Consider the following 19,412-nt stretch of genomic DNA (forward strand, 5'->3'; position numbering starts at 1 on the left):
CTTTTACGCCAGGAAGCGCCGCACGGTGACGCGCGAGACGACACCTGTGACGAGCGATGCGATCACGCCGATCAGGATGACGCTGGCATAGCCGCGCAGCCCGACATGGAAGGCGCCGAACAGCGCCTCGACTTCCTGACCCGCCGGCCCCGACCGCGCCGCCCGTGCGAGCAGCCCGGCAATCACGAAGGCGAGGATCGCCAGCGCAGCCCCGATCGCGCCCCCGCGGAGGCCCAGACCGAAGAACCGCCGCTGGAACGCGCGGGCGATGTAATCGTCGTCGGCGCCCACGAAATGAAGCACTTCGACCACCTCGCGGTTGCTCGCCATGGCCCCCCGGGTGGCGAAGGTCACCGCGAGCCCGGTGGCAATCAGAACCAGCAGCACCAGCCCGATACCGACCCCCACGAACGCATTGGCGGCGGTGGACAGTCGCTGAAGCCAGAGAGCGTGGTCGTCGAGACTCGCGACGCCTGGCAGCGCTTCGAGGAGCCGGACCCGCAGGCGCTTCAGGTCTGTGCCGGAGTTGTTGGACAGTCTGAGGGCGATCAGGCGCGGCACCGGCAGGTCCGAGAGGTCGAGGCCGCTGCCGAGCCACGGCTCGAGCAGGCGTTCGGCCTCGGCCTTGGAGAAGACTCGCGTCTCGGCGATCCCGGGCTCCGCCTTGGCGATGCCGTCGGCGCGGGCGACGTCGGCCTCGACGTCGCGCCCGGGCCCCGGCCGGATCTGGATCGTGACTTCCTGCGCCACGTCGCCCTGCCACTGGGCCGCGTTGGCCGCGACCATCTCGGCCGCGCCAGCGCAGAGTCCCGCCAGAAACGTCAGGATCGCGATGACGGCCGCCAGCGAGCGCCCGGCCGCCGTGTCGGTGGGGACCAGCGGTGCGTTGCGGCGCAGGTTTGCCGGCGCTGTCGGGTCCGAGGCGCCGGCCGACTGCTCCGGCTTGGCGCGCGGGATGGCCTGTGTGCTCATTCCTCGATCCGCAGCCGGCCTTCGCCCAGCACCATCCGGCGGGCATCGACGGCGTCCATGATGCCGAAATCGTGGGTGGCGATGATGACCGAGGTTCCGAGCTTGTTCAGCTCCAGGAACAGCCGCAGCAGCCGCCGGCCGAGCCCGGGATCGACGTTGCCGGTGGGCTCGTCGGCAAGCAGCAGGTCCGGCCGGGCGATCAGCGCCCGGGCGATGGCGGCGCGCTGCTTCTCTCCGCCCGACAGGAGCGGCGGCAGCGCATGCATCCGCTCGCCGAGACCGACCCAGCGCAGCAACTCCACCACCTCGGCCCGGTAGCTCGCCTCGGCCCGGCCTTGCACGCGCAGCGGCAGAGCCACGTTCTCGTAGGTGGTGAGATGGTCGAGCAGGCGGAAATCCTGGAACACCACGCCCATGCGTCGCCGCAGACCGGTGAGCGCCTTGGGTGAGATGCCGCTCACCTCCTCGCCGAAGATCGAGACCAGTCCGCGGGTCGGCCGCACCGAGAGCAGGATCAGGCGCAGCAGCGTCGTCTTGCCGGCGCCCGAGGGCCCGGTGAGGAACTGGAAGGAGCGCGGCGCGATGCGAAAGCTCACGTCGGACAGCACCTCCGGCCCGAGGCCGTAGCGCATGCCGACGTTCTCAAACTGCACCACCGGCCGCTCCGCACCGGGCAGGAGGCTCTTCATGCTCGCCTGTAGGTTCAATGCCGTGCCGGGTCTCGTCTATCCATCGCCCGGGAATCGCCGGACGGGCGGGCGTTTTCAAGGCCTCGGGGGTTTCACACGCGCTTAACCCTGTTCAGTCACACTTTCTCAAGCGAATTCACTTTCCGGCCGCGGCGCGGCCGGTCGTGGCGAGTATGGTGCGTATGCTGATCGTCTGCCCGAGCTGCGCGAGCGAATACCGGATCGATTCCGACAAGGTCGGCATGGACGGTCGCTCCGTGCGGTGTGCGGCCTGTCGCGAGACCTGGTTCATCACACCGGCCGACGTGCTCGCCGGGCACGAGGCAGAGCTTGAAGCCAAGACCGAAGCGGTGGCCGATCCGCTCGTGGACGCGGCATGGCAGGAGGCGTCCGCCTCGGTCCGGGCAGCCGCCGATGCCGCGACCCCGACCGTTTCCCGGCGAATCAGGCGCGCGTCCGGCCCAGGACGGGCCCGGCGCGCGGTCCCCCCCGGCCTCTCGCCATCGCTGGCCTTCGGGCTGGCGCTCCTAGCGGCAATTCCGTTGGTCTGTCTCGCCCGCACGAACGTGGTCCGCGCGGTTCCCCAGACCGCATCCCTGTTCGCGCGGATCGGGCTTCCGGTAAACGTGCGCGGCATCGAGATCCGCGACGTGGTGGCGTTCAGCAACCCCGCCGAGGAGGGGCGCCCCGCGGAGCTCGTCGTCGAGGGTGACCTCGTGGGGGTCGCCCGGTCCGACGTTCCGGTTGCGCCGCTGAAGGTCGAGATCCGCGACGCCGCGGGGCGTGCGCTGCGGAGTTTCTCGGTTCCGGCGCCGCGGGCGGTGCTGGCCTCGTCCGAAACGGCCCGCTTCCGCGCGAGCCTGCCGGCGCCGCCGCCGGAGGGCCGTGCCGTCGTGCTGCGCTTCGCCGATGCGCGCGCCGCCGCGACGGAGCACTGAACGGCTCACCGCCGCGTCGCGATCGCCGCTGGCCCGGGTCAGATCCGGCTGCCGCGCGGATCGGGTAGGGGCCGCGCGCTGGGCGTTGCCGCACCCGCGATTGTCCGGACGAACTTGGAAAGTCCCAGGCCGAGGCGGATCGCCGCTACGCCGATCCGTGCGATCCGGATCTGGCCGGGAAGCTGACGCGGGCCGATCGGATGATAGGCGAGGCGGGGACTCGCACGTTCGGCTTCGGCGATAGCCTGCCCCAGGGGAAGACCCGCGATCCGCCTCGCCTCGGCGGGGTCGATGCCGGTATTGCGAGCCCAGGCGAGATCGCGGCTCAGTTGGTCCCGCTCGTGAAGCCTTCGGAACCGGCGCCGCCACAGGTAGCGCAGAACGGCCCTCGGGAATGTCTCCATGCGGGCATCGCAGAGGGCATCCGGTTCCTCGCAGCGCGAGCGGATCGTATCCGCAACGCCCCCTGGTGCGCGGCCGGCAAGGCGCGCCGAGATGGTCACGCACACGTCTGTGGCGTGCCGCACCCGTAAGCCGTGTTCCATGAGTCGCGCGATGAAGGCGCCGTCCTCGCCGAGAGGGATCTCAGGCATGCCGCCGACCTGAAGATACGCCTCACGCGTCACGGCGAGGGTCGCCCCGATGGCAGTCCTGTGGCACGGCCACGGATCGTGCGGGTCGGGGTCGATGCGCGCCTCGGCCTCGGTGATCAGGGCATCGTAGATGTCCTCCAGCCGTCCGCGGGCCGGCAGCGACGGCGGCAGCAACGCCGCTTCCGCGGCATCGAGCTCGACCCGTCCGGCGACCGCGTCGGCGCCCGCCAGGATCCCCGCCCGGTTGCGGGCGACCCAATTCGGCGGCACGCGACTGTCGGCGTCGGTGGACAGGATAATCCCCGCATTCCCCGCATTCCCCGCATCGCCCAGCCACGCGGCGGCGGCATCCATGGCCCGGCGCCGCGCCCAGCCGGCATGCGCGCCGGAGAATAATTCGGTCAGGACCTGCACCGGTATCGACAGGCTCGGCACCAGCCCGGCGACGATGGTCTCCGTCCGATCCGTGCAATTGTTCAGGAACAGCACCAGGCCGAGACTTCCGGGAGCAAGCCCTTCCTGTCCATCGATGGCCCGAAGGCAGGCTGCGATGCGCTCCTCCTCGTTGCGGACGGGCACCGCCACGATCGCATCGGGGATCTTGGCGTTTGATGGGCTGGCGCTCGTCACCGGTACAATCTCCGTCGGGCCCGTTCAGCTTGAACCGTCACGGCATATGCCGGGGTCTGCCTGAACGGATCCGAAAGGATCATGCTGTCGATCAGAGCGTCTTCTCCAGCAGGCCCTCAATCCATTCCGGCTGTGTCTCGCCCACGGAACGACCGACCTCAGTCGCACCCTTATAGGCGATGAGCGTGCTCTGCATGCGCACGTTCAGGCGCTTCAGCAGGTCCTTCTGGCTGTCGAAGTCGATGTCGAAGATCTGAAGATCCTTGAAGCGGGGCTCGGCGGCCAGGTTGGCGAGGATCGGCTTCTGCGTCTTGCAGATCGGACACCACGGTGCGCTGACCGCGACCAGGATCGGCTTGCCGCTCTTCTGCGCGGCCTCGAAGGCTGCATCCGAGAACGGCATCGTCTGACCCGCACATGTGGGTGAGACGCCCGCAGCCAGGGCGAGACCGGCCAGCGTGAGGATGTGGCGACGGGTTGTCATGGTACGTTTCCCCCGGGGCGCATCATCCCTCTGTCGGAGCGCTGCCCGAACGAATGTTACACAACCCGGTGGGAAAGAGGGTCGGACCGAAAACCGCAGGGCACCCGAACGCGGGTCCGGCAGGTCAGATCATCGGGATGCCGCGCCCCGCCGATCATCCTCGACCAGCGCCGCGATATCCGTCGCGTCCACCGCGTCCATCGGACGGCGGATCCTCAACGCTCGCGTCGGCGCGCCTGCGCGCATCACCAGCACGACGGTTTCCACGTCGGGGCAGCCGGGATCGGGGCAGGCGACCTCGTTCAACGCCAGCGCATCGGACGTGCCGAGTCCAAGGGCTGCGATCAACTCTTGCTTCAGCTGCACCGCGATCGCGGCGCGTTCCGCCGAGCGGGCGCGCCACGCCCTGAGACTCACGAAGGCCATGCCGGATGCACTTTCCCCTGGGCGCAACTCGCGCCGATCCGGCCGTGCCATGCCGACCGGCCCTCATTACACACGAAGATGTAATCGTGTTGCACGCAAGCGGGCTGTCAAGCGCGGGGGTCTGAAATCGCGGCCGCAACAAACACCCGTCTCGACGGTAATGCCTGCGGGCACCTCACGAAATTGCCGATCGCGGGACAATTCCGACTCGACACCGCGGCCGGCGTTTTGCGAGGTGCATCTGAGCGCGCAGAGGATGTGAGATCTTGCGACCCTGGCGGGACGGACCGAGCGACCGGCGGAGCTATCACCACGGCAACCTGAAGGAAGCCCTCATCGAGGCCGCGCGACGGTTCATCGCCGAGCGCGGGATCGGCGGCTTCACACTGGTCGATGCCGCACGCCTCGTCGGCGTGACGCCGGCGGCCCTGTACCGCCACTTCCGCGGCCGCGAGGCCCTCTTGGAGGAACTTGCCGGACGCGGCTTCGCGGAACTCGCTGGCCGCCTGGCGCGGGCGCTGACCTCGCGCGGCACGCCGCTGGAGCGGTTCACCCGCATGGGCGAGACTTACCTCGCCTTCGCCGAGGAGGAGCCCGCCTACTACGCGGCGATCTTCGAAACCCGTGGGCTGCAGACCGGGGCCGCCGACCTCGACGCGCCCTCCGGAGAAGGCTCGGCCGGCCGGCCGAGCCCCTTCGATCTCTTGGTGGAGGCACTGCAGGCAACCTTCGCGGACGGGTTCGGGGGCGTGGCGCCCCGGTTCATCGCCCTGGAGGTTTGGGCCTTAGCGCACGGCCTCGCGACCCTGTCGGCCGCCGGGCACCTGCCGCGAGGCTCGGGCTTCCCCGACAAATACGAGCTCCTGCGCGCCGGCGTCCTCGCCCTCGTTCATGGTGCGGCGCGGCCGGGTGAGCGCGATGGCGGCTCGGGGCGGCCTTGAAAGGCGTTTCCGCCGCCCGCATGTTAACCGCGTTCACATGAACAGCGGAGCACAGCCGTGAACTCTCAATCCTCCTCCCCCTGGGCGACCGGCAGGCTCTGCCGGTCCGGCCCGTTCCCGCGCCGTTCCTTGGAGATCGGCGCGATCGTCCTCGGCTTCATCTACTGGTGGCCGGTGGGTCTCGCGTTGGTTGCCTGGAAACTGGCAGGATACCCAGCCTTCGCCGAGCTTCGTGAAAATCTCCGCCGGACCTTCGCCGATTTCGACGGTGCGCGGCCCGTCTCTCGTTTCGCGCGCGCCTTCGAAGCCGCCAATCGCCGCGACGGCAGCGGCAACGCGGCCTTCGACGCGTACCGCCGGGCCGAGCTTGACCGGCTTGAAGCCCAGCGCCGCGCCCTTGAGGAGGAGAGCCGCGCCTTCGCGGCATTCCTGGAGGAACTGAAGCGTGCAAAGGACCGCGAGCAGTTCGATGCCTTCATGGCGAGGCGCCGGGCTGAGGGTGGCGAGACTCAGTCGGCGTGAGAAAGGCCGCTTTCCGGGTCCGGGCTGGTCGGCCCGGACTTGGTCTACTTTCCGGCGCTCGAGACCGGGACCCCCAGCCCTGCTGCCGGTTGCGGCTCAGGCGGCCCGGACCGTCTCCAAAAACCGCTCGACCTCGGCGGTGAGGTACTCAGACTGCTCCGAAAGCCTCGAAGCCTCGGCCAAAACCTGATCGGCGGCCTTTCCAGTCTCTTCGGCCGCGCCGGCGACACTCACGATATTGCTGGTCACTTCGCCGGTGCCTTCCGCCGCTTGGCCGACATTGCGCACGATCTCCTGGGTGGCCGCGCCCTGCTCCTCGACCGCCGCGGCGATCGAGGTCGCCACCCCGTTGATCTCGCGGATGCGCGCCGTGATCGTGCCGATGGCGCCGACCGCCTCGGCCGTCACCCCCTGAACCCGGGCGATCTGACCGGAGATCTCGTCGGTGGCCCGGGCGGTCTGCTCGGCGAGCGCCTTCACCTCGGAGGCCACAACCGCGAAGCCGCGCCCGGCCACACCGGCGCGGGCCGCCTCGATCGTGGCGTTGAGCGCCAGCAGGTTGGTCTGACTGGCGATCGACGAGATCAGCCCGATGACGTCGCCGATGCGCGCCACCGCCCCGCTCAGCTCCTGGACCAGCGCAGCCGTCTGATCCGCCTCTCCGGCGGCGACCCTGGCGAGTTCGGCCGAGCCGTCGACCTGGCGGCCGATCTCCTGGACCGACGAGCCGAGCTCCTCGGCGGCGACCGCAACGGTGTTGACGTTGGAGGCGGCCTGCTCGGCCGCGGCGGCCACGGTCGTGGACTGGCCGGCCGTCTCCGCAGCCGTGACGGCCATGGTCCGGGCGGTGGCCTGCAGCTCGGTCGCAGAGGTCGAGACCTGGCCGACGATGCTCCCGACAACTTCTGCAAACCGGTCGGCCATCTGCCGCATGCCCGCCTTGCGCTCCGCTTCCGCGGCTTGCCGCGCCTCTTCTGCCTCGGCCTCGAGTTGCCGGGTGCGGATCATGTTGTCCTTGAACACCTGAACGGCCCGCGCCATCGCGCCGATCTCGTCGCGTCGGCTCCGGAATGGCACCTCCAGTCCGGTATCGCCACCGGCGAGAACGGACATCGCCTTCGTCATCGCCTGGATCGGGCGCGAGACGCGGAACAGGCCGAGGATCGCAGCACCCAGCGCTGCGGCGATGGCGAGACCGACGCCCGTATAGCCGGCGATGACCGCCGTGTTCACGCGACCCATCGCGGCATCCGCGTCGCTGCGCGCAGCCTGCTCGTCCCAGGCGACGAGGCGCGACAGCGTCGCGCGTGCGCCATCGTAAAGCGCGACGACCTCGGGTTCGCTCAGCATTGCCAAGGCCTCCTGCTGCCGCCCGGCGTTTATCAATCGCCGCACGTCGCCATCGGCCTGCTCGAACTTGCTCCACGAACTCCCGAACGCGTCATAGAGGTTTCGCTCTTCTACGGTGGTGATGAACGGCTCGTAGACACGTCTCGCCTCTGACAGCTTCGCATGGGTGGACGCAAGATTGGCCTCGTTCGCCGAGCGGTGCTCCGGCGTGTCCGACAATAAGATCAGGCGATATTGCTTGATCCGGACCTCGGAGACGGCCGCTTCGATCTCGTTGACCTTTTCGACCGAAGGAATCCAGTTCGTCGCGAGAGCCGCCACGGATTCTCGGATGCCGGCCGCTTCGTGGACGGACAGGCTGCCCTGAACCGCTGAGATCAGCGCGAGCAGTCCGAAGAGTGTCGCCAATGTTGCTTTGAGCGAAAGTGTTGGACGCATGGCTCGTCGTGGTTGAAAACAGGGGGGCAGGACCTTGCCTCAGGCAAGATGGTGGACCCTGTCCTAACTAATTTGAAAATCACAATCGACAAGTCAGAGCTATGGGCCGCATAGGTAATTTTTGGGGATGCAATACGACAAAATGCAGATGAAAATATAGTTTTGTTGCCTATCTAGAATGTAAGGCATGCATATTTAATCAAACATTATCTGATATATATCGGGATGTATATAAAAATAGGCGATGAATATGGAGGTGAAGCAGGGTGCGGGGTAGCGTAGTGATCCTGATCGTTGGGAGGGAGGCAATCATTGCCTCAATGCGGCCGAATGGGCTCAAATGACCTCTTCATGAGCCATCATTGTCAGTGTCTACGCTGGGCATGGTGCCGGACCCCCTGAGGCTTCGTGGGTGGATATGCCTCGCGCAGGATCCGCATCCGCGGACCGGCCGCCGGACACTGGGTTCGTCAGACACGTGGAGCGCCGCTCCAAGTCGGGTCGATTCTCGAAGCGGCGATTGAACGGTCGCGCGTCGCACATTGCGCCAGGGCTCAGCCTCCGGCATTGCTCGGGCGTCCGGAGCGGGAGGGGCTGGCAATGCCGACGGGTCGGGTCACGGTGGTGGATCACCCGCTGGTGCAGCACAAGCTGACGCACCTGCGCGACAAGAATCGCTCGACCAAGGGCTTCCGTCAGCTCCTGAACGAGATCGGCATGCTCTTGGCCTATGAGGTGACTCGGGACCTTCCGTTGGAGCCCGTGACCATCGAAACGCCGCTCCAGCCGATGGAGGGGCGTCAGATTCAGGGCAAGAAGCTGGTCCTGGCGCCGATTCTCCGGGCGGGTGTGGGCTTCCTTGACGGGATGCTGTCGTTGGTCCCCTCGGCGCGGGTCGCCCATGTCGGGCTCTACCGGGACCCGGATACGTTGAAGGCCGTGGAGTATTACTTCAAGGCACCCTCGGATCTCGCCGACCGGACCGTCTTGGTCCTGGACCCGATGCTCGCCACCGCAAACTCGGCCATCGCAGCCCTCGATCGATTGAAGGCGCGGGGCGCCTCGGACCTGCGCTTCGTCTGCCTTCTGGCGGCTCCGGAAGGTCTCGCCAAGTTTCAGGCGGCCCATCCCGACGTGCCGGTCTGGACCGCCGCCATCGACTCCCACCTGAACGACCATGGCTACATCGTTCCGGGTCTCGGTGATGCCGGTGACCGGATGTACGGGACACGGTAGCCGGCGCGACCCGCGATCCCGGATTCAACGCCGGCACCGGCGCCGAATCGGCGTCCGCTCCGGCGGGGTGCGTTCGAAGCTTCCGTTACCGCGTGATGCTTTCGGAGAAACGAATTCCGCCTTTCCGCTTCATGCCCTAGCTCGGCGTTGCCCGCGTCCCGCCGGTGCGCTTCCCGACCACTTTCCGAAGCACCCGGGAGAGCTGCTCCACCGAATAAGGCTTCTGGATCAGGTCGAAGCCGTGGACGCCCTCCTGCGCAAGGACGTGGCTGTATCCGGAGGTGAGGACGACGGGCAGCTCGGGCAAGCGGCGCTGCAATTCGCGGGCGAGCGCGATCCCGCCCATTCCGGGCATCACGACATCGGAGAACACGGCGTCGAAACGGAGCGGGACCTTCTCGATCACTTCGAGCGCCTCCTCGGCATTGGTCGCCCAGACCGTTCGATGGCCGAGATCCTCGAGGATCTGCGTGGCGAAGCGGCCGACCTCGACATTATCCTCCACCACGAGAACGCACAGGCTCGCGCCCTCGGAGGTGCGCTCTTCGCGCGGCTCCTCATCCTGCTTCTCCGGGCCACCCTCCACCTGTGGCAGGTAGAGGGTGAAGGTCGTACCCTCTCCGGGGGTGCTTGAGACATCCACATCCCCGCCGGACTGCTTGGCGAACCCGAAGACCTGGGAGAGTCCGAGCCCGGTGCCTTTGCCGATCTCCTTGGTGGTGAAGAACGGCTCGAAGATGCGCGGCAACACCTCGGATGCGATGCCGGCGCCGGTATCGGACAGCGACACCGCCGCGAATGTGCTCCGCGAGCCTGCATGGCCGCGGATCGCCGGCATCGGCCGGGCGCCCAGGAGCCGCAGGGTCAGCGTGCCTTCGCCGCCCATCGCGTCGCGCGCGTTGACGGCCATATTGATAAGCGCCGTCTCGAACTGGCTGAGGTCCGCCCGGATGTAGCAGGGCTCATCCGGGATCTGGGCGTCGACGGTGATACGCGCACCAGTCACCGAGTCGAGCATCTCCGCCACGGCGCGCAGGGAGGCGCCCACTTCGAAGATCTCGGGTCTCAGCGCTTGGCGGCGCGCGAAGGCGAGGAGCTGCCCGGTGAGCTTGGCGGCCCGGTCCACCGTGTCGGAGATCGCTTCGACATAGCGACGTCGCCGCTCGTCGGGCAGGTCGGGTCGCTTCAGCAGGTCGGTGGACGACTTGATGACCGTCAGCAGGTTGTTGAAGTCGTGCGCCACGCCGCCGGTCAGCTGGCCCACCGCCTCCAGCTTCTGCGACTGGCGCAGCGCTTCCTCGACGCGCTCGCGCTCGACGCTCTCGGCTTGGAGGCGTGCGTTCGCCTCGGCGAGGGCGCGCATGTTGCGCCTCTGCTCGGTGAGATCGGTCAGGATCCCGCAGAGAAGGGGATGATCGTCCTGACGCTCGAAGCGGCTGAGCGACAGGAAGGTCGCACGCTCCGAACCTCCCGGGGTGGCGAGCTCGATCTCCTCGCGCACCGGGCTCGTCATCGCCTTCTGCAGGAGGCGTGCGAGATCGGTATCCGGTCCCAGGAAATGGCCCAGGGAGCGGCCGATCAGCCGCTCTTGCGCCTCGCCCAACATGTCGGACAGCCGCCGATTGCAGTAGAGCAGCGTGCCGTCCAATCCGAGGGTGAACGCGCCTTCCTGGATCTGCTCGATCAGCACCCGGTAGGGCCGATCGGCATTCTCCAGGGTGTAGACCAAGCGTTCATGGTTCGGCCCCTCGACGACAACGGCGTCGAAATCCCCCCGGCGGATCGCTGCGAGGGTTTCCTCGCTTTCCTCCAGGCGCGCTTCGAGTTCACGGATATGCGCCCGGTAGGCGTCCAGCCCCGGTTCGTCATCCGGCAGCAGCGCATCGACGCCCATCACCGCGACTCCGCCGCGGGTTCGATCTCAAGGCCGCGCAGGATGCGGCGCGCGTCCAGGAGGTCGCCCGAGATCCGGCGTTCCGGCTGCGGGGCGACCTTCAGGAGGGTCGGAGCGGCGAGGATCCCGTCGCGCTCGGCCAGTTCGGGCTGCTGATAGATGTCGATGATCTCCAGCTCGTACCGACCCGGAATATGGGTCTCGCAGATCCGACGCAGGGATTCGACCGCGCGCAGAGAACGCGGGGCTGTTCCCGCCACGAACAGCCTGAGCCGATAGATATCCGCGACGCCTGCGGGCTGCGGGGCCGCGTTCAAGGTTGGTCTGCCTTCGGACGGATGTCGAGACCGACCAGAACCTTCTCGGTGTTCGACAGGTCGCCGATGATCCGCTTCAGCGGAGAGGGGAGCCGGCGCACGAGGGTCGGGATGGCCAGGATTTGATCGCCAGCGGCGAGCTGCGGGTTCTTCAGGAGGTCGATGACTTCGATGTCGTAGCGGCCCGCCAAGTGTTCCTCGCAGAAGCGCTTAAGGTTAGACATCGCGGCGAGGGACTTCGCGGTCTGTCCGGCGACGTAGAGGCGCAGGTGGTAATGGCCTGAATCTCGGTCGGGATCCGTGTCCGGTGCCGGGTCTTCGGAGGTGGTATCGCTCATTCCGCAGCACTCCGTCGCGCGATCAGCTCCCGCTGCTCTTTCTCAAGCTGCGCCTCCCGCAATCTCTCCTCGATGCGGAGACGTTCCTCTTCGTCCTCGGCCGCTTCCAGACCGGCCTGAAGTTCCTCGATCTGGCGCTCCAGCGCCGAGCGCCGTCGTGCCACCTCTCGGAGGCGCCGCTCGGTCTCGTGCAGGCGAAGCTGGGTCGCCGCCTTCTCTTGGGCCTCTTGGACCAAGCGGGCCGTCCCGGTCAGCACGCCTGCGGGGCCGATATAGGCATCCACCAGCCTGATACCGCCGGACGACATGAGAAACTCACGAATCTGGTTGGAGTGGCTCATGCCCCGCGCCTTGATGACGTAGAGGGTGCGGGTCCGTTCGCCATTCGCCTCCATGTTCTGAAGCTTGATCCAGGCGTCCATCAGTGAGGAAACGCCGAGATCGTCGTTTTGGACGAGGGAGCCGTCTCCGCGCAGGGTGGTGAAGACGGCTGTGATCCCGCGGGTCTTGATCAGATCGATCATCCGCAGGAGCGTCGCCTGCAATTCGTTCGTCGACCCCCGCAGGGCTGAGACCGGGTCGATCACCACCAGGTCCGGCCGGAATTGGTCGAGATCGCGGTGCATCCGCGCAAGATGCGTCTCCAGGCCGAACAGGCTGGGCCGAGCCGCCTCGAAGCGCAGCATCCCGCTCGCGACGTGTCGGCCGAGGTCGAGGCCGATGGAACTGGCGTTGCGGATAATCTGCGCGCCGCTCTCCTCGAATACAAAGGCCAGGCAGCGCTCGCCGCGGCGGCAGGCCGCATCGAGGATGGAGGCGCCCAGCATGGTCTTGCCAGTACCTGCCTCGCCGGAGATCAGGATGCTCGAACCACGGTAGAAGCCGCCCGGTCCCAGCATGGCGTCCAGACCTGCGATGCCCGTCGAGATCACGCCGGAGGGCAGCGCATAATCGAGGTCGGCCGAGGTCACCGGCAGGACGCTGATGCCGGCGTGATCGATCAGGAACGGGTACTCGTTCGTGCCGTGCGCCGAGCCGCGGTACTTCACCACCCGCAGGCGCCTTGTGGTGATCTGGTCCTCGACCCGATTGTCGAGCAGCACCACGCAGTCGGAGACGTACTCCTCCAGACCCTGACGGGTGAGCTGTCCCTCGCCGCGCTCGCCGGTGATGATCGCCGTCAGGCCGCGATCCTTGATCCAACCGAACAAGCGGCGCAGCTCCGCCCGAAGGAGCGACGGGTCGGTGAAGCCGGCGAACAGGGTCTCGATCGTGTCGAGCACCACGCGCTTGGCGCCGACGCTGTCCACCGCGAAGCCGAGGCGGATGAACAGGCCTTCGAGGTCGTACTCACCGGTCTCCTCGATCTCGCTGCGCTCGACGCGCACGTGGTCGATGGCGAGCTTGCCCGATGCCACGAGCCCGTCGAGGTCGTAGCCGAGGGAGGCGACGTTTGCCGCGAGGTCCTCGGCGCGTTCCTCGAAGCTCATGAAGACGCCCGGCTCATCGTACCGGGTCGCGCCGTTGACCAGGAAGGTGGTGGCGAACAGGGTCTTGCCGCAGCCCGCGGCGCCGCAGATCAGCGACGGTCGGCCGACCGGGAGTCCGCCGAAGGTCAGGTCATCGAAGCCTTCGATACCCGTCGGGGCCTTGGGCAACGTCTGTACGGCTTGCAGGGCAGGCACGATGATCGATGTCCTAGACGTCTCGATGGAAACGGGGGCTCGAAGAGATCCCGCGGGAGCCTTCGCTCCGTTGGGTTGACCTGCGCGGTGTTGAGCCCGCAGAGGTGCCGAGTGGCACGCAGGGCAGGCGGCAGTCCCCCGGGACCCGGTATGGCAACGCCGTCGCGAGCGCAATATGCGTTGGCTACCTGCACCCGACGACAGGTTGCGGACCGACGAAATCGTGACATCCGGGCGGTTACGGGGAGAGCGCGATGCTGGGTTGGGACATAGACGGCGATGCCCTGACTGCGCCCGCCGTCGCCCGCAATCGTGACGCGATCCTTGATGTTCTCCGCGGAGTGCTGCCCCGCAGCGGCACAGTTCTGGAGATCGCCAGCGGGTCCGGCGAGCACGCGGTGCACGTCGCTTCGGCGCTTCCCGGCCTGACCTGGCTGCCGAGCGACCCGGATCCGACCGCGCGGCGCAGCGTTGCGGCTCACACGGCCCGGTCGAAAGCGACGAACATCCTGCCGCCCCTCGATCTCGACGCGGCCGCCGCGCAATGGCCGGTGACACGTGCCGCGGCCATCGTCTGCATCAACATGATCCACATCGCGCCCTGGTCTGCCACTCAGGGGCTGATGGCGGGTGCCGAGCGGACGCTCACGGAAGGCGGCGTGCTGTTTCTCTATGGGCCGTTTCGCGAGGGCGGTCGGCATACCGCGCCGAGCAACGCCATTTTCGACGAATCTCTGCGCGACCGCGACCCGCAATGGGGCGTGCGGGATCTCGAATCCGTTTCGGCGGAGGCGGCGAAGCATGGTCTTGCGCTCTCCCGGCGGGTCGCCATGCCGGCCAACAATCTGAGCCTGATCTATCTGCGCGTCGGGGGATGAACGGTCGTTTGTCGCCCATCGGGGCGTTTGCACATTGTATTCAAGGGGCTGAATGCTACACAGTCCTGCCGTTGAGCCGATGCGGCGGCAAAAGCCGCACGGTCCGCAGGAGGAAACCCATGGCGATGGATCGCAGTGTTTCGAGCCGGGCCGTCGCCCTGCTCGCAGTGGCGGGGCTGTTGGGAACGGGGCCGGCGCGAGCTGCCGACCCGATCAAGATCGGGGTGATCGCCGAGGCGCAGTCGGTGGTCGGGGCCTCGATCCCGCAGGCGGTGCAGCTCGCCGCCGATGAGATCAACGCCAAGGGTGGCGTCGACGGGCGACAGATCCAGGTCGTCACCTACGACGACAAGAGTTCGGCCTCCGACGCGGTCCGGGCCTTCCAGCGGGCGGTCTCCGAGGACAAGGTCAACCTCGTCATCGCCAGCTACATCTCCGAGGTGGTGCTGGCCCTGATGCCCTGGGCCGCCCGGCTCAAGACGCCGATGATCACGCCCGGCGCCGCCTCCAACGAGATCAGCCTCGCCGTCCACAAGGACTACGCCCGCAACAAGTACACCTTCCACGGCTACCTGACGTCCGCGGCGCTGGCGCAGTCAATCTGCGACTCCACAAAAGATATGCTCATCGATCTCATGAAGGTGAAAACCGCGGCGATCATGAGCGAGGACGCGGCCTGGACCCGCCCGCTCGACGTCGGTTACGAGAAATGCCTGCCCGAGATCGGCGTGAAGGTCGTTGATCACATCCGCTTCTCGCCGGACACGGGCGACTTCACGCCGATCTACAACAAGATCGAGGCGGCCAAGCCGGACCTGATCGTCACCGGCATCTCGCATGTCGGGGTGCAGCCGACCGTGCAGTGGCAGAACCAGCAAGTGCCGCTCGCCATGACCGGCATGAACTCGCAGGCGACGTCCTCGACCTTCTGGGCGAACACCAACGGGGCCACGCAGGGCGTGATCTTCCAGAGCATCGCGGTGCCGGGCGCTGCGATCACGGGCAAGTCGCTCGCCTTCACCGACGCGTTCAAGAAGCGGTTCGCAAGCGACCCCTCCTACGCGGGCTACATGGCCTATGATCAGGTCTATTACGTGGCCGATGCCGTGAAGCGCGCCGGTTCCACGGATTCCGACAAGCTGGTGGACGCCCTGGAGAAGACCGACTGGGAGGGCACGGTCGGCCGGACGCAATTCTACGGCAAGGACGACGACTTCACGCACTCGATCAAGTACGGGCCGGGCTACGTCACGGGCCTGATGGCCCAATGGCAGGACGGCAAGCAGGTCGCGATCTGGCCGAAGAGCCTCGCGCAGGGACAGATCGTGCTGCCGGCAGCCGTGAAGGCCGCCGGGCGCTAGGCCTCTTTCCGAGCGAGAATGGATCCTGACGGCGCTGCGGCTTGCCAAGCGCATCCGTTGCCGCAAGTAGAGCCGGGCCGCGCAATCGTGGCCCGGCTGAAACCATGCGCGTGGAGAGGATTTTTCGATGGCCAGTGCCGACCTGCCCGACACCATGCGCCAGATCCGTTTTGCGGGCTCGGGCGGGCCGGAGGTGATCACCATCGAAACCGCGCCTCTGCCGAGCCCGGGACCGGGTCAGGTGTTGATCGAAGTGGTCGCCGCAGGGGTCAACCGGCCCGACGTGGCGCAGCGCGCGGGCGTGTATCCGCCGCCGCCCGGCGCCACCGAGGTTCCGGGCCTTGAAGTCGCGGGTCGCGTCGTCCGGCTCGGCGAAGGCGTAACCGGCCTTGGTCTGGGCGACGAGATCTGCGCCCTGGTCATCAGCGGTGGTTATGCCGAGTTCGCGGTGGCCGAGGCCGCCCATTGCCTGCCGAAGCCGAAGGCCCTCTCCCTGGTCGATGCAGCGGGGCTGCCCGAGACCTTCTTCACGGTCTACTCCAACGTCGTGCAGCGCGGCCGCCTGACGCGCGGCGAGACGTTCCTGGTACACGGCGGCTCGAGCGGCATCGGCGCGACGGCGATCCAGATGGCCAAGCATGTCGGCGCCCGGGTCTTCGCGACCGCGGGTTCGGCCGAGAAGTGCCGCTTCTGTGAGAATCTCGGGGCAGATGCGGCGATCGACTACAAGCAGGCTGACTTCGCCGAGGAGATAAAGCGCCTGACCGAAGGTCGGGGCGTCGACGTGATCCTCGACATGATCGGCGCGAGCTACCTCGCCCGGAACATCAAGTCGCTCGCGCCGGATGGGCGGTTGGTCATGATCGCGCTGATGGGTGGCTACAAGGTGGACGGCCTGAATATCACCCCGATCATGCGCAACCGCCTGACCTTCACCGGTTCGACGCTCCGCCCGCGTTCGAAGGCCGACAAAGCCCAGATTGCCGATGGCCTGCGCAAGGACATCTGGCCCGAACTCGACGCCGGGCGGATCCGGTCCGTCACCCATGCCACCTTCCCGCTCGAGCAGGCTCGGGAAGCGCACGAGCTGATGGAATCGAGCGCCCATCTCGGCAAGATCCTGCTCACGACAGGACGCTGACGGTACCGAAAGGCAGGAACCCGCCTCATCGGCGCTGCGTTGGCGGCCGGTAACGAGATCGTGTCGCAGACCGCCTTCGAGCGTGTTGCGTCCTGCCGATGAGGTTTTGCAGATGGCCGAACAATTGAACCAGCAGGAGAGCCGGCAGGGCGAGCGGGGCAAGCCCGTGCTCTGGGTGTTGGTGGCGAGCCTCGTCCTTCTGGCGATCGCCACCGTGGGACTTCTGACCTGGAACGGCGCGACTTCGCCGAAGGATTATCCGAGCCAGAGCCAGGACGCGTCCCGCCGGGAGGTCACCGGCTCGGTGAATGGATCCTCGACACCGAGCAACTCGAACAGCACCGCGGTTCCGGGTGGCAACCCGTCCTATCCGCAGCCGGCTCAGCCGAACGCCAACGGTAACACGGCGAAGTGATCACACGTGCGGGGCGGCGGATAGCAACGTCCCGCTCCCCCGCCGTCTCGACGGCCCTAGGCGGTCTTTGATCACGCTGATCCGTCAGCGTGTCGGGATCGGGGTCGGGCCGCGGTAATCGTAGAAACCGCGCCTGGCTTTGCGGCCGAGCCATCCGGCCTCGACGTACTTCACCAGGAGCGGACAGGGGCGGTACTTCGAATCCGCCAGCCCTTCGTAGAGCACCTGCATGACCGACAGGCAGGTATCGAGGCCGATGAAGTCCGCCAGCTGAAGCGGACCCATCGGATGGTTCGCCCCGAGCCTCATCGCGGTGTCGATGGACTCGACCGATCCCACACCCTCGTAGAGCGTGTAGATCGCCTCGTTGATCATCGGCAGCAGGATCCGGTTGACGATAAAGGCCGGGAAGTCTTCCGACATCGTCGATGTCTTGCCGAGCTTGGCGATGAACGCCTTGGCCGATTCGTAGGTGGCATCCTCGGTGGCGATACCGCGGATCAGCTCGACGAGCTGCATCACCGGCACCGGGTTCATAAAATGAATCCCGATGAATTTCTCGGGCCGGTCCGTCGCCGCTGCCAGACGGGTGATCGAGATTGACGACGTGTTGGTTGCGATCAGCGCTTCGGGACGGAGTGACCCGCAGAGCGTCGAGAAGATCTCGCGCTTTGTCGCCTCATTCTCGGTCGCAGCCTCAATCACCAGATCGGAGGGGCCGAGCGCCGTGAAATCCCGGGCCTGCACGATGCGCGCCCGGGCGTTCCGGCTGTCAACCTCGGTCATGCTTCCTTTGGAGACCAGCCGGGCGAGACCGCTCTCGATCGTGCTCAGGCCGTTCTCCAGACGGGCCGGGTCGCGATCGTTCAGCAGGACGTCCAGACCGGCCGTAGCGCAGACCTGCGCGATGCCGCTTCCCATCTGGCCCGCGCCGATGATGCCGACTCGCTTGATCTCCATGTCCATCTGCCGACCTGTGCCCCCGATGCGGATGCTGCTGCACGGCCGCCCGGTTCGACGGACTGCGCCAACGCGACGGCTCGCGCAAAACCCTGCCGTCGAAGCCTTCTAGACCAATCTCCGTCGCGGAAGGAACCCGCGACGCCGCGCGCTGCAACAATGGCCGCCGCGCGCGGTCAATGCGAAGACCTGACCGCTACTGACCCTTCGCCTTCGCGATCTCAGATTGCAGCTCCGGCACGACCTGGAACAGATCCCCGACCAGACCGTAATCGGCGACCTGGAAGATCGGCGCGTCCTCGTCCTTGTTGATGGCGACGATGACCTTCGAGTCCTTCATGCCGGCCAAGTGCTGGATCGCCCCCGAAATGCCCACGGCGACGTAGAGGTCCGGCGCCACCACCTTGCCTGTCTGGCCTACCTGCCAGTCGTTCGGCGCGTAGCCCGCGTCCACCGCGGCGCGGGACGCGCCGACCGCGGCGCCGAGGGAATCCGCCAGCGGCTCGATCAGCTCGTGGAACTTGTCCGCCGAGCCGAGCGACCGGCCGCCAGACACGATGATCCGGGCCGAGGCCAGCTCCGGCCGATCCGACTTGGCGATCTCCTCGCCCTTGAATGTCGAACCGCCGGCGCTGGGCATGGCCGCTGGGACAGCCTCGACGGGAGCGGCCGAACCGCTTTCGGAAGCGGCCTTGAACGCCGCCGTGCGCACCGTGATCACCGTCTTGCCCCCGGGAGCCTGGACGGTCTGGATCGCGTTGCCGGCGTAGATCGGCCGCTCGAACGTATCGGGCGAGATCACCTTTATGATGTCCGAGACCTGTGCGACGTCGAGCAGAGCCGCCACCCGCGGCAGAATGTTCTTGCCGGTTGTGGAGGCCGCCGCGATGATCACACCGTAGGGCCCGGCGATCGACGCGATCAGTGCCGAGACCGGCTCGGCAAGATCGTGATCGTAGACGCCGTCCTCCGCGAGCAGCACCTTCTCGACGCCGTCGAGCTTGGCCGCCACCTCAGCCGCCGGACGAGCGCCGCTGCCGAGCACGAGGGCGTGGATCGGCGCGCCGATTTCCTTGGCCGCACTGAGCGCCTTCAGCGTTCCGTCCTTGATTTGGCCGTTGCCGTGCTCGACATAGAGGAGTGTCGTCATGGTCTTTTCAGAGCCCTTGAGGGTGGGAGCGCGAGGCTCGACCGGAGCCGGGAG

20 protein-coding genes are annotated in these 19,412 nt (G+C 67.2%); 8 read left to right on the forward strand and 12 right to left on the reverse strand.

What is annotated here, in order from left to right:
* Positions 1-3: 3 nt before the first annotated feature.
* Together ACYCO6_RS05005 and ftsE are read right to left on the reverse strand one after the other, a co-directional pair.
* Positions 4-972 (reverse strand): cell division protein FtsX, encoded by a 969-nt coding sequence (locus ACYCO6_RS05005; protein WP_459769876.1) that lies wholly within the window; start codon positions 970-972, stop codon positions 4-6.
* Entirely contained in the window at positions 969-1,661 is a 693-nt protein-coding gene (gene ftsE, locus ACYCO6_RS05010; protein WP_459769878.1) for a cell division ATP-binding protein FtsE, read from the reverse strand. Before ftsE ends, ACYCO6_RS05005 begins: the two co-directional genes overlap by 4 nt.
* Positions 1,662-1,678: 17 nt before the next feature.
* Between ftsE and ACYCO6_RS05015 the strand changes: the two genes are divergently transcribed.
* Positions 1,679-2,599 carry a zinc-ribbon domain-containing protein gene (locus ACYCO6_RS05015; RefSeq protein WP_459769880.1) on the forward strand — a complete coding sequence of 307 codons (921 nt, stop codon included), beginning with the start codon at positions 1,679-1,681 and terminating at the stop codon, positions 2,597-2,599.
* 38 nt (positions 2,600-2,637) lie between these two features.
* Here ACYCO6_RS05015 and ACYCO6_RS05020 read toward each other — a convergent pair whose 3' ends face one another.
* From ACYCO6_RS05020 to ACYCO6_RS05030, 3 genes are all read right to left on the reverse strand, one after another.
* On the reverse strand, positions 2,638-3,831 hold the full coding sequence (locus tag ACYCO6_RS05020) for a glycosyltransferase family 2 protein (protein ID WP_459773439.1): 1,194 nt from the start codon (positions 3,829-3,831) through the stop codon (positions 2,638-2,640).
* A gap of 82 nt (positions 3,832-3,913) precedes the next feature.
* Positions 3,914-4,306: a thioredoxin family protein gene (locus ACYCO6_RS05025; RefSeq protein ID WP_459769882.1), complete on the reverse strand. Its 393-nt coding sequence runs from the start codon at positions 4,304-4,306 to the stop codon at positions 3,914-3,916.
* Between the two features lie 129 nt (positions 4,307-4,435).
* Positions 4,436-4,732 (reverse strand): hypothetical protein, encoded by a 297-nt coding sequence (locus tag ACYCO6_RS05030; protein WP_459769885.1) that lies wholly within the window; start codon positions 4,730-4,732, stop codon positions 4,436-4,438.
* Positions 4,733-4,998: 266 nt separating this feature from the next.
* On the opposite strand from ACYCO6_RS05030, the gene ACYCO6_RS05035 reads away from it, so the two are divergent.
* Both ACYCO6_RS05035 and ACYCO6_RS05040 read left to right on the forward strand, forming a co-directional pair.
* The gene (locus ACYCO6_RS05035) at positions 4,999-5,673 is read left to right on the forward strand and encodes a TetR/AcrR family transcriptional regulator (RefSeq protein WP_459769887.1); all 675 of its coding nucleotides are present in this window, start codon (positions 4,999-5,001) and stop codon (positions 5,671-5,673) included.
* A gap of 57 nt (positions 5,674-5,730) precedes the next feature.
* Positions 5,731-6,195 (forward strand): DUF2852 domain-containing protein, encoded by a 465-nt coding sequence (locus ACYCO6_RS05040; RefSeq protein ID WP_459769889.1) that lies wholly within the window; start codon positions 5,731-5,733, stop codon positions 6,193-6,195.
* 96 nt (positions 6,196-6,291) lie between these two features.
* Here ACYCO6_RS05040 and ACYCO6_RS05045 read toward each other — a convergent pair whose 3' ends face one another.
* Positions 6,292-7,983: a methyl-accepting chemotaxis protein gene (locus ACYCO6_RS05045; protein ID WP_459769891.1), complete on the reverse strand. Its 1,692-nt coding sequence runs from the start codon at positions 7,981-7,983 to the stop codon at positions 6,292-6,294.
* Between the two features lie 600 nt (positions 7,984-8,583).
* Here ACYCO6_RS05045 and upp point away from each other — a divergent pair.
* A complete protein-coding gene (gene upp, locus ACYCO6_RS05050) occupies positions 8,584-9,219 on the forward strand; it encodes a uracil phosphoribosyltransferase (RefSeq protein ID WP_459769893.1) in 636 nt (211 codons plus the stop codon).
* A gap of 136 nt (positions 9,220-9,355) precedes the next feature.
* On the opposite strand, the gene ACYCO6_RS05055 is transcribed toward upp, so the two are convergent.
* The 4 genes from ACYCO6_RS05055 to kaiC are packed head-to-tail and all read right to left on the reverse strand — an operon-like array spanning position 9,356 to position 13,453.
* Positions 9,356-11,113 carry an ATP-binding protein gene (locus tag ACYCO6_RS05055; RefSeq protein ID WP_459769895.1) on the reverse strand — a complete coding sequence of 586 codons (1,758 nt, stop codon included), beginning with the start codon at positions 11,111-11,113 and terminating at the stop codon, positions 9,356-9,358.
* Positions 11,113-11,430, reverse strand: coding sequence for a circadian clock KaiB family protein (locus ACYCO6_RS05060; RefSeq protein WP_459769896.1), 318 nt, complete (start codon positions 11,428-11,430; stop codon positions 11,113-11,115). The genes ACYCO6_RS05055 and ACYCO6_RS05060 overlap by 1 nt, the downstream gene beginning before the upstream one ends.
* Positions 11,427-11,768, reverse strand: coding sequence for a circadian clock KaiB family protein (locus ACYCO6_RS05065; RefSeq protein ID WP_459769898.1), 342 nt, complete (start codon positions 11,766-11,768; stop codon positions 11,427-11,429). Before ACYCO6_RS05065 ends, ACYCO6_RS05060 begins: the two co-directional genes overlap by 4 nt.
* The gene (gene kaiC / locus ACYCO6_RS05070; protein WP_459769900.1) at positions 11,765-13,453 is read right to left on the reverse strand and encodes a circadian clock protein KaiC; all 1,689 of its coding nucleotides are present in this window, start codon (positions 13,451-13,453) and stop codon (positions 11,765-11,767) included. Before kaiC ends, ACYCO6_RS05065 begins: the two co-directional genes overlap by 4 nt.
* 254 nt (positions 13,454-13,707) lie before the next feature.
* Between kaiC and ACYCO6_RS05075 the strand changes: the two genes are divergently transcribed.
* From ACYCO6_RS05075 to ACYCO6_RS05090, 4 genes are all read left to right on the forward strand, one after another.
* Positions 13,708-14,331 carry a DUF938 domain-containing protein gene (locus tag ACYCO6_RS05075; RefSeq protein WP_459769902.1) on the forward strand — a complete coding sequence of 208 codons (624 nt, stop codon included), beginning with the start codon at positions 13,708-13,710 and terminating at the stop codon, positions 14,329-14,331.
* A gap of 119 nt (positions 14,332-14,450) precedes the next feature.
* Entirely contained in the window at positions 14,451-15,692 is a 1,242-nt protein-coding gene (locus tag ACYCO6_RS05080) for an ABC transporter substrate-binding protein (RefSeq protein WP_459769904.1), read from the forward strand.
* A 127-nt stretch (positions 15,693-15,819) separates the two neighbouring features.
* Complete coding sequence (locus ACYCO6_RS05085; protein WP_459769906.1) at positions 15,820-16,833, forward strand: NAD(P)H-quinone oxidoreductase; 1,014 nt, start codon at positions 15,820-15,822, stop codon at positions 16,831-16,833.
* A 112-nt stretch (positions 16,834-16,945) separates the two neighbouring features.
* Positions 16,946-17,248, forward strand: coding sequence for a hypothetical protein (locus tag ACYCO6_RS05090; RefSeq protein ID WP_459769908.1), 303 nt, complete (start codon positions 16,946-16,948; stop codon positions 17,246-17,248).
* An 84-nt stretch (positions 17,249-17,332) separates the two neighbouring features.
* Here ACYCO6_RS05090 and ACYCO6_RS05095 read toward each other — a convergent pair whose 3' ends face one another.
* Positions 17,333-18,214, reverse strand: a complete 882-nt coding sequence (locus tag ACYCO6_RS05095; RefSeq protein ID WP_459769910.1) for a 3-hydroxybutyryl-CoA dehydrogenase — start codon at positions 18,212-18,214, stop codon at positions 17,333-17,335.
* Positions 18,215-18,404: 190 nt separating this feature from the next.
* Complete coding sequence (locus ACYCO6_RS05100) at positions 18,405-19,358, reverse strand: electron transfer flavoprotein subunit alpha/FixB family protein (RefSeq protein WP_459769912.1); 954 nt, start codon at positions 19,356-19,358, stop codon at positions 18,405-18,407.
* Positions 19,359-19,412 lie beyond the last annotated feature (54 nt).

The organism is Methylobacterium sp. CM6257 (genome assembly GCF_054611515.1).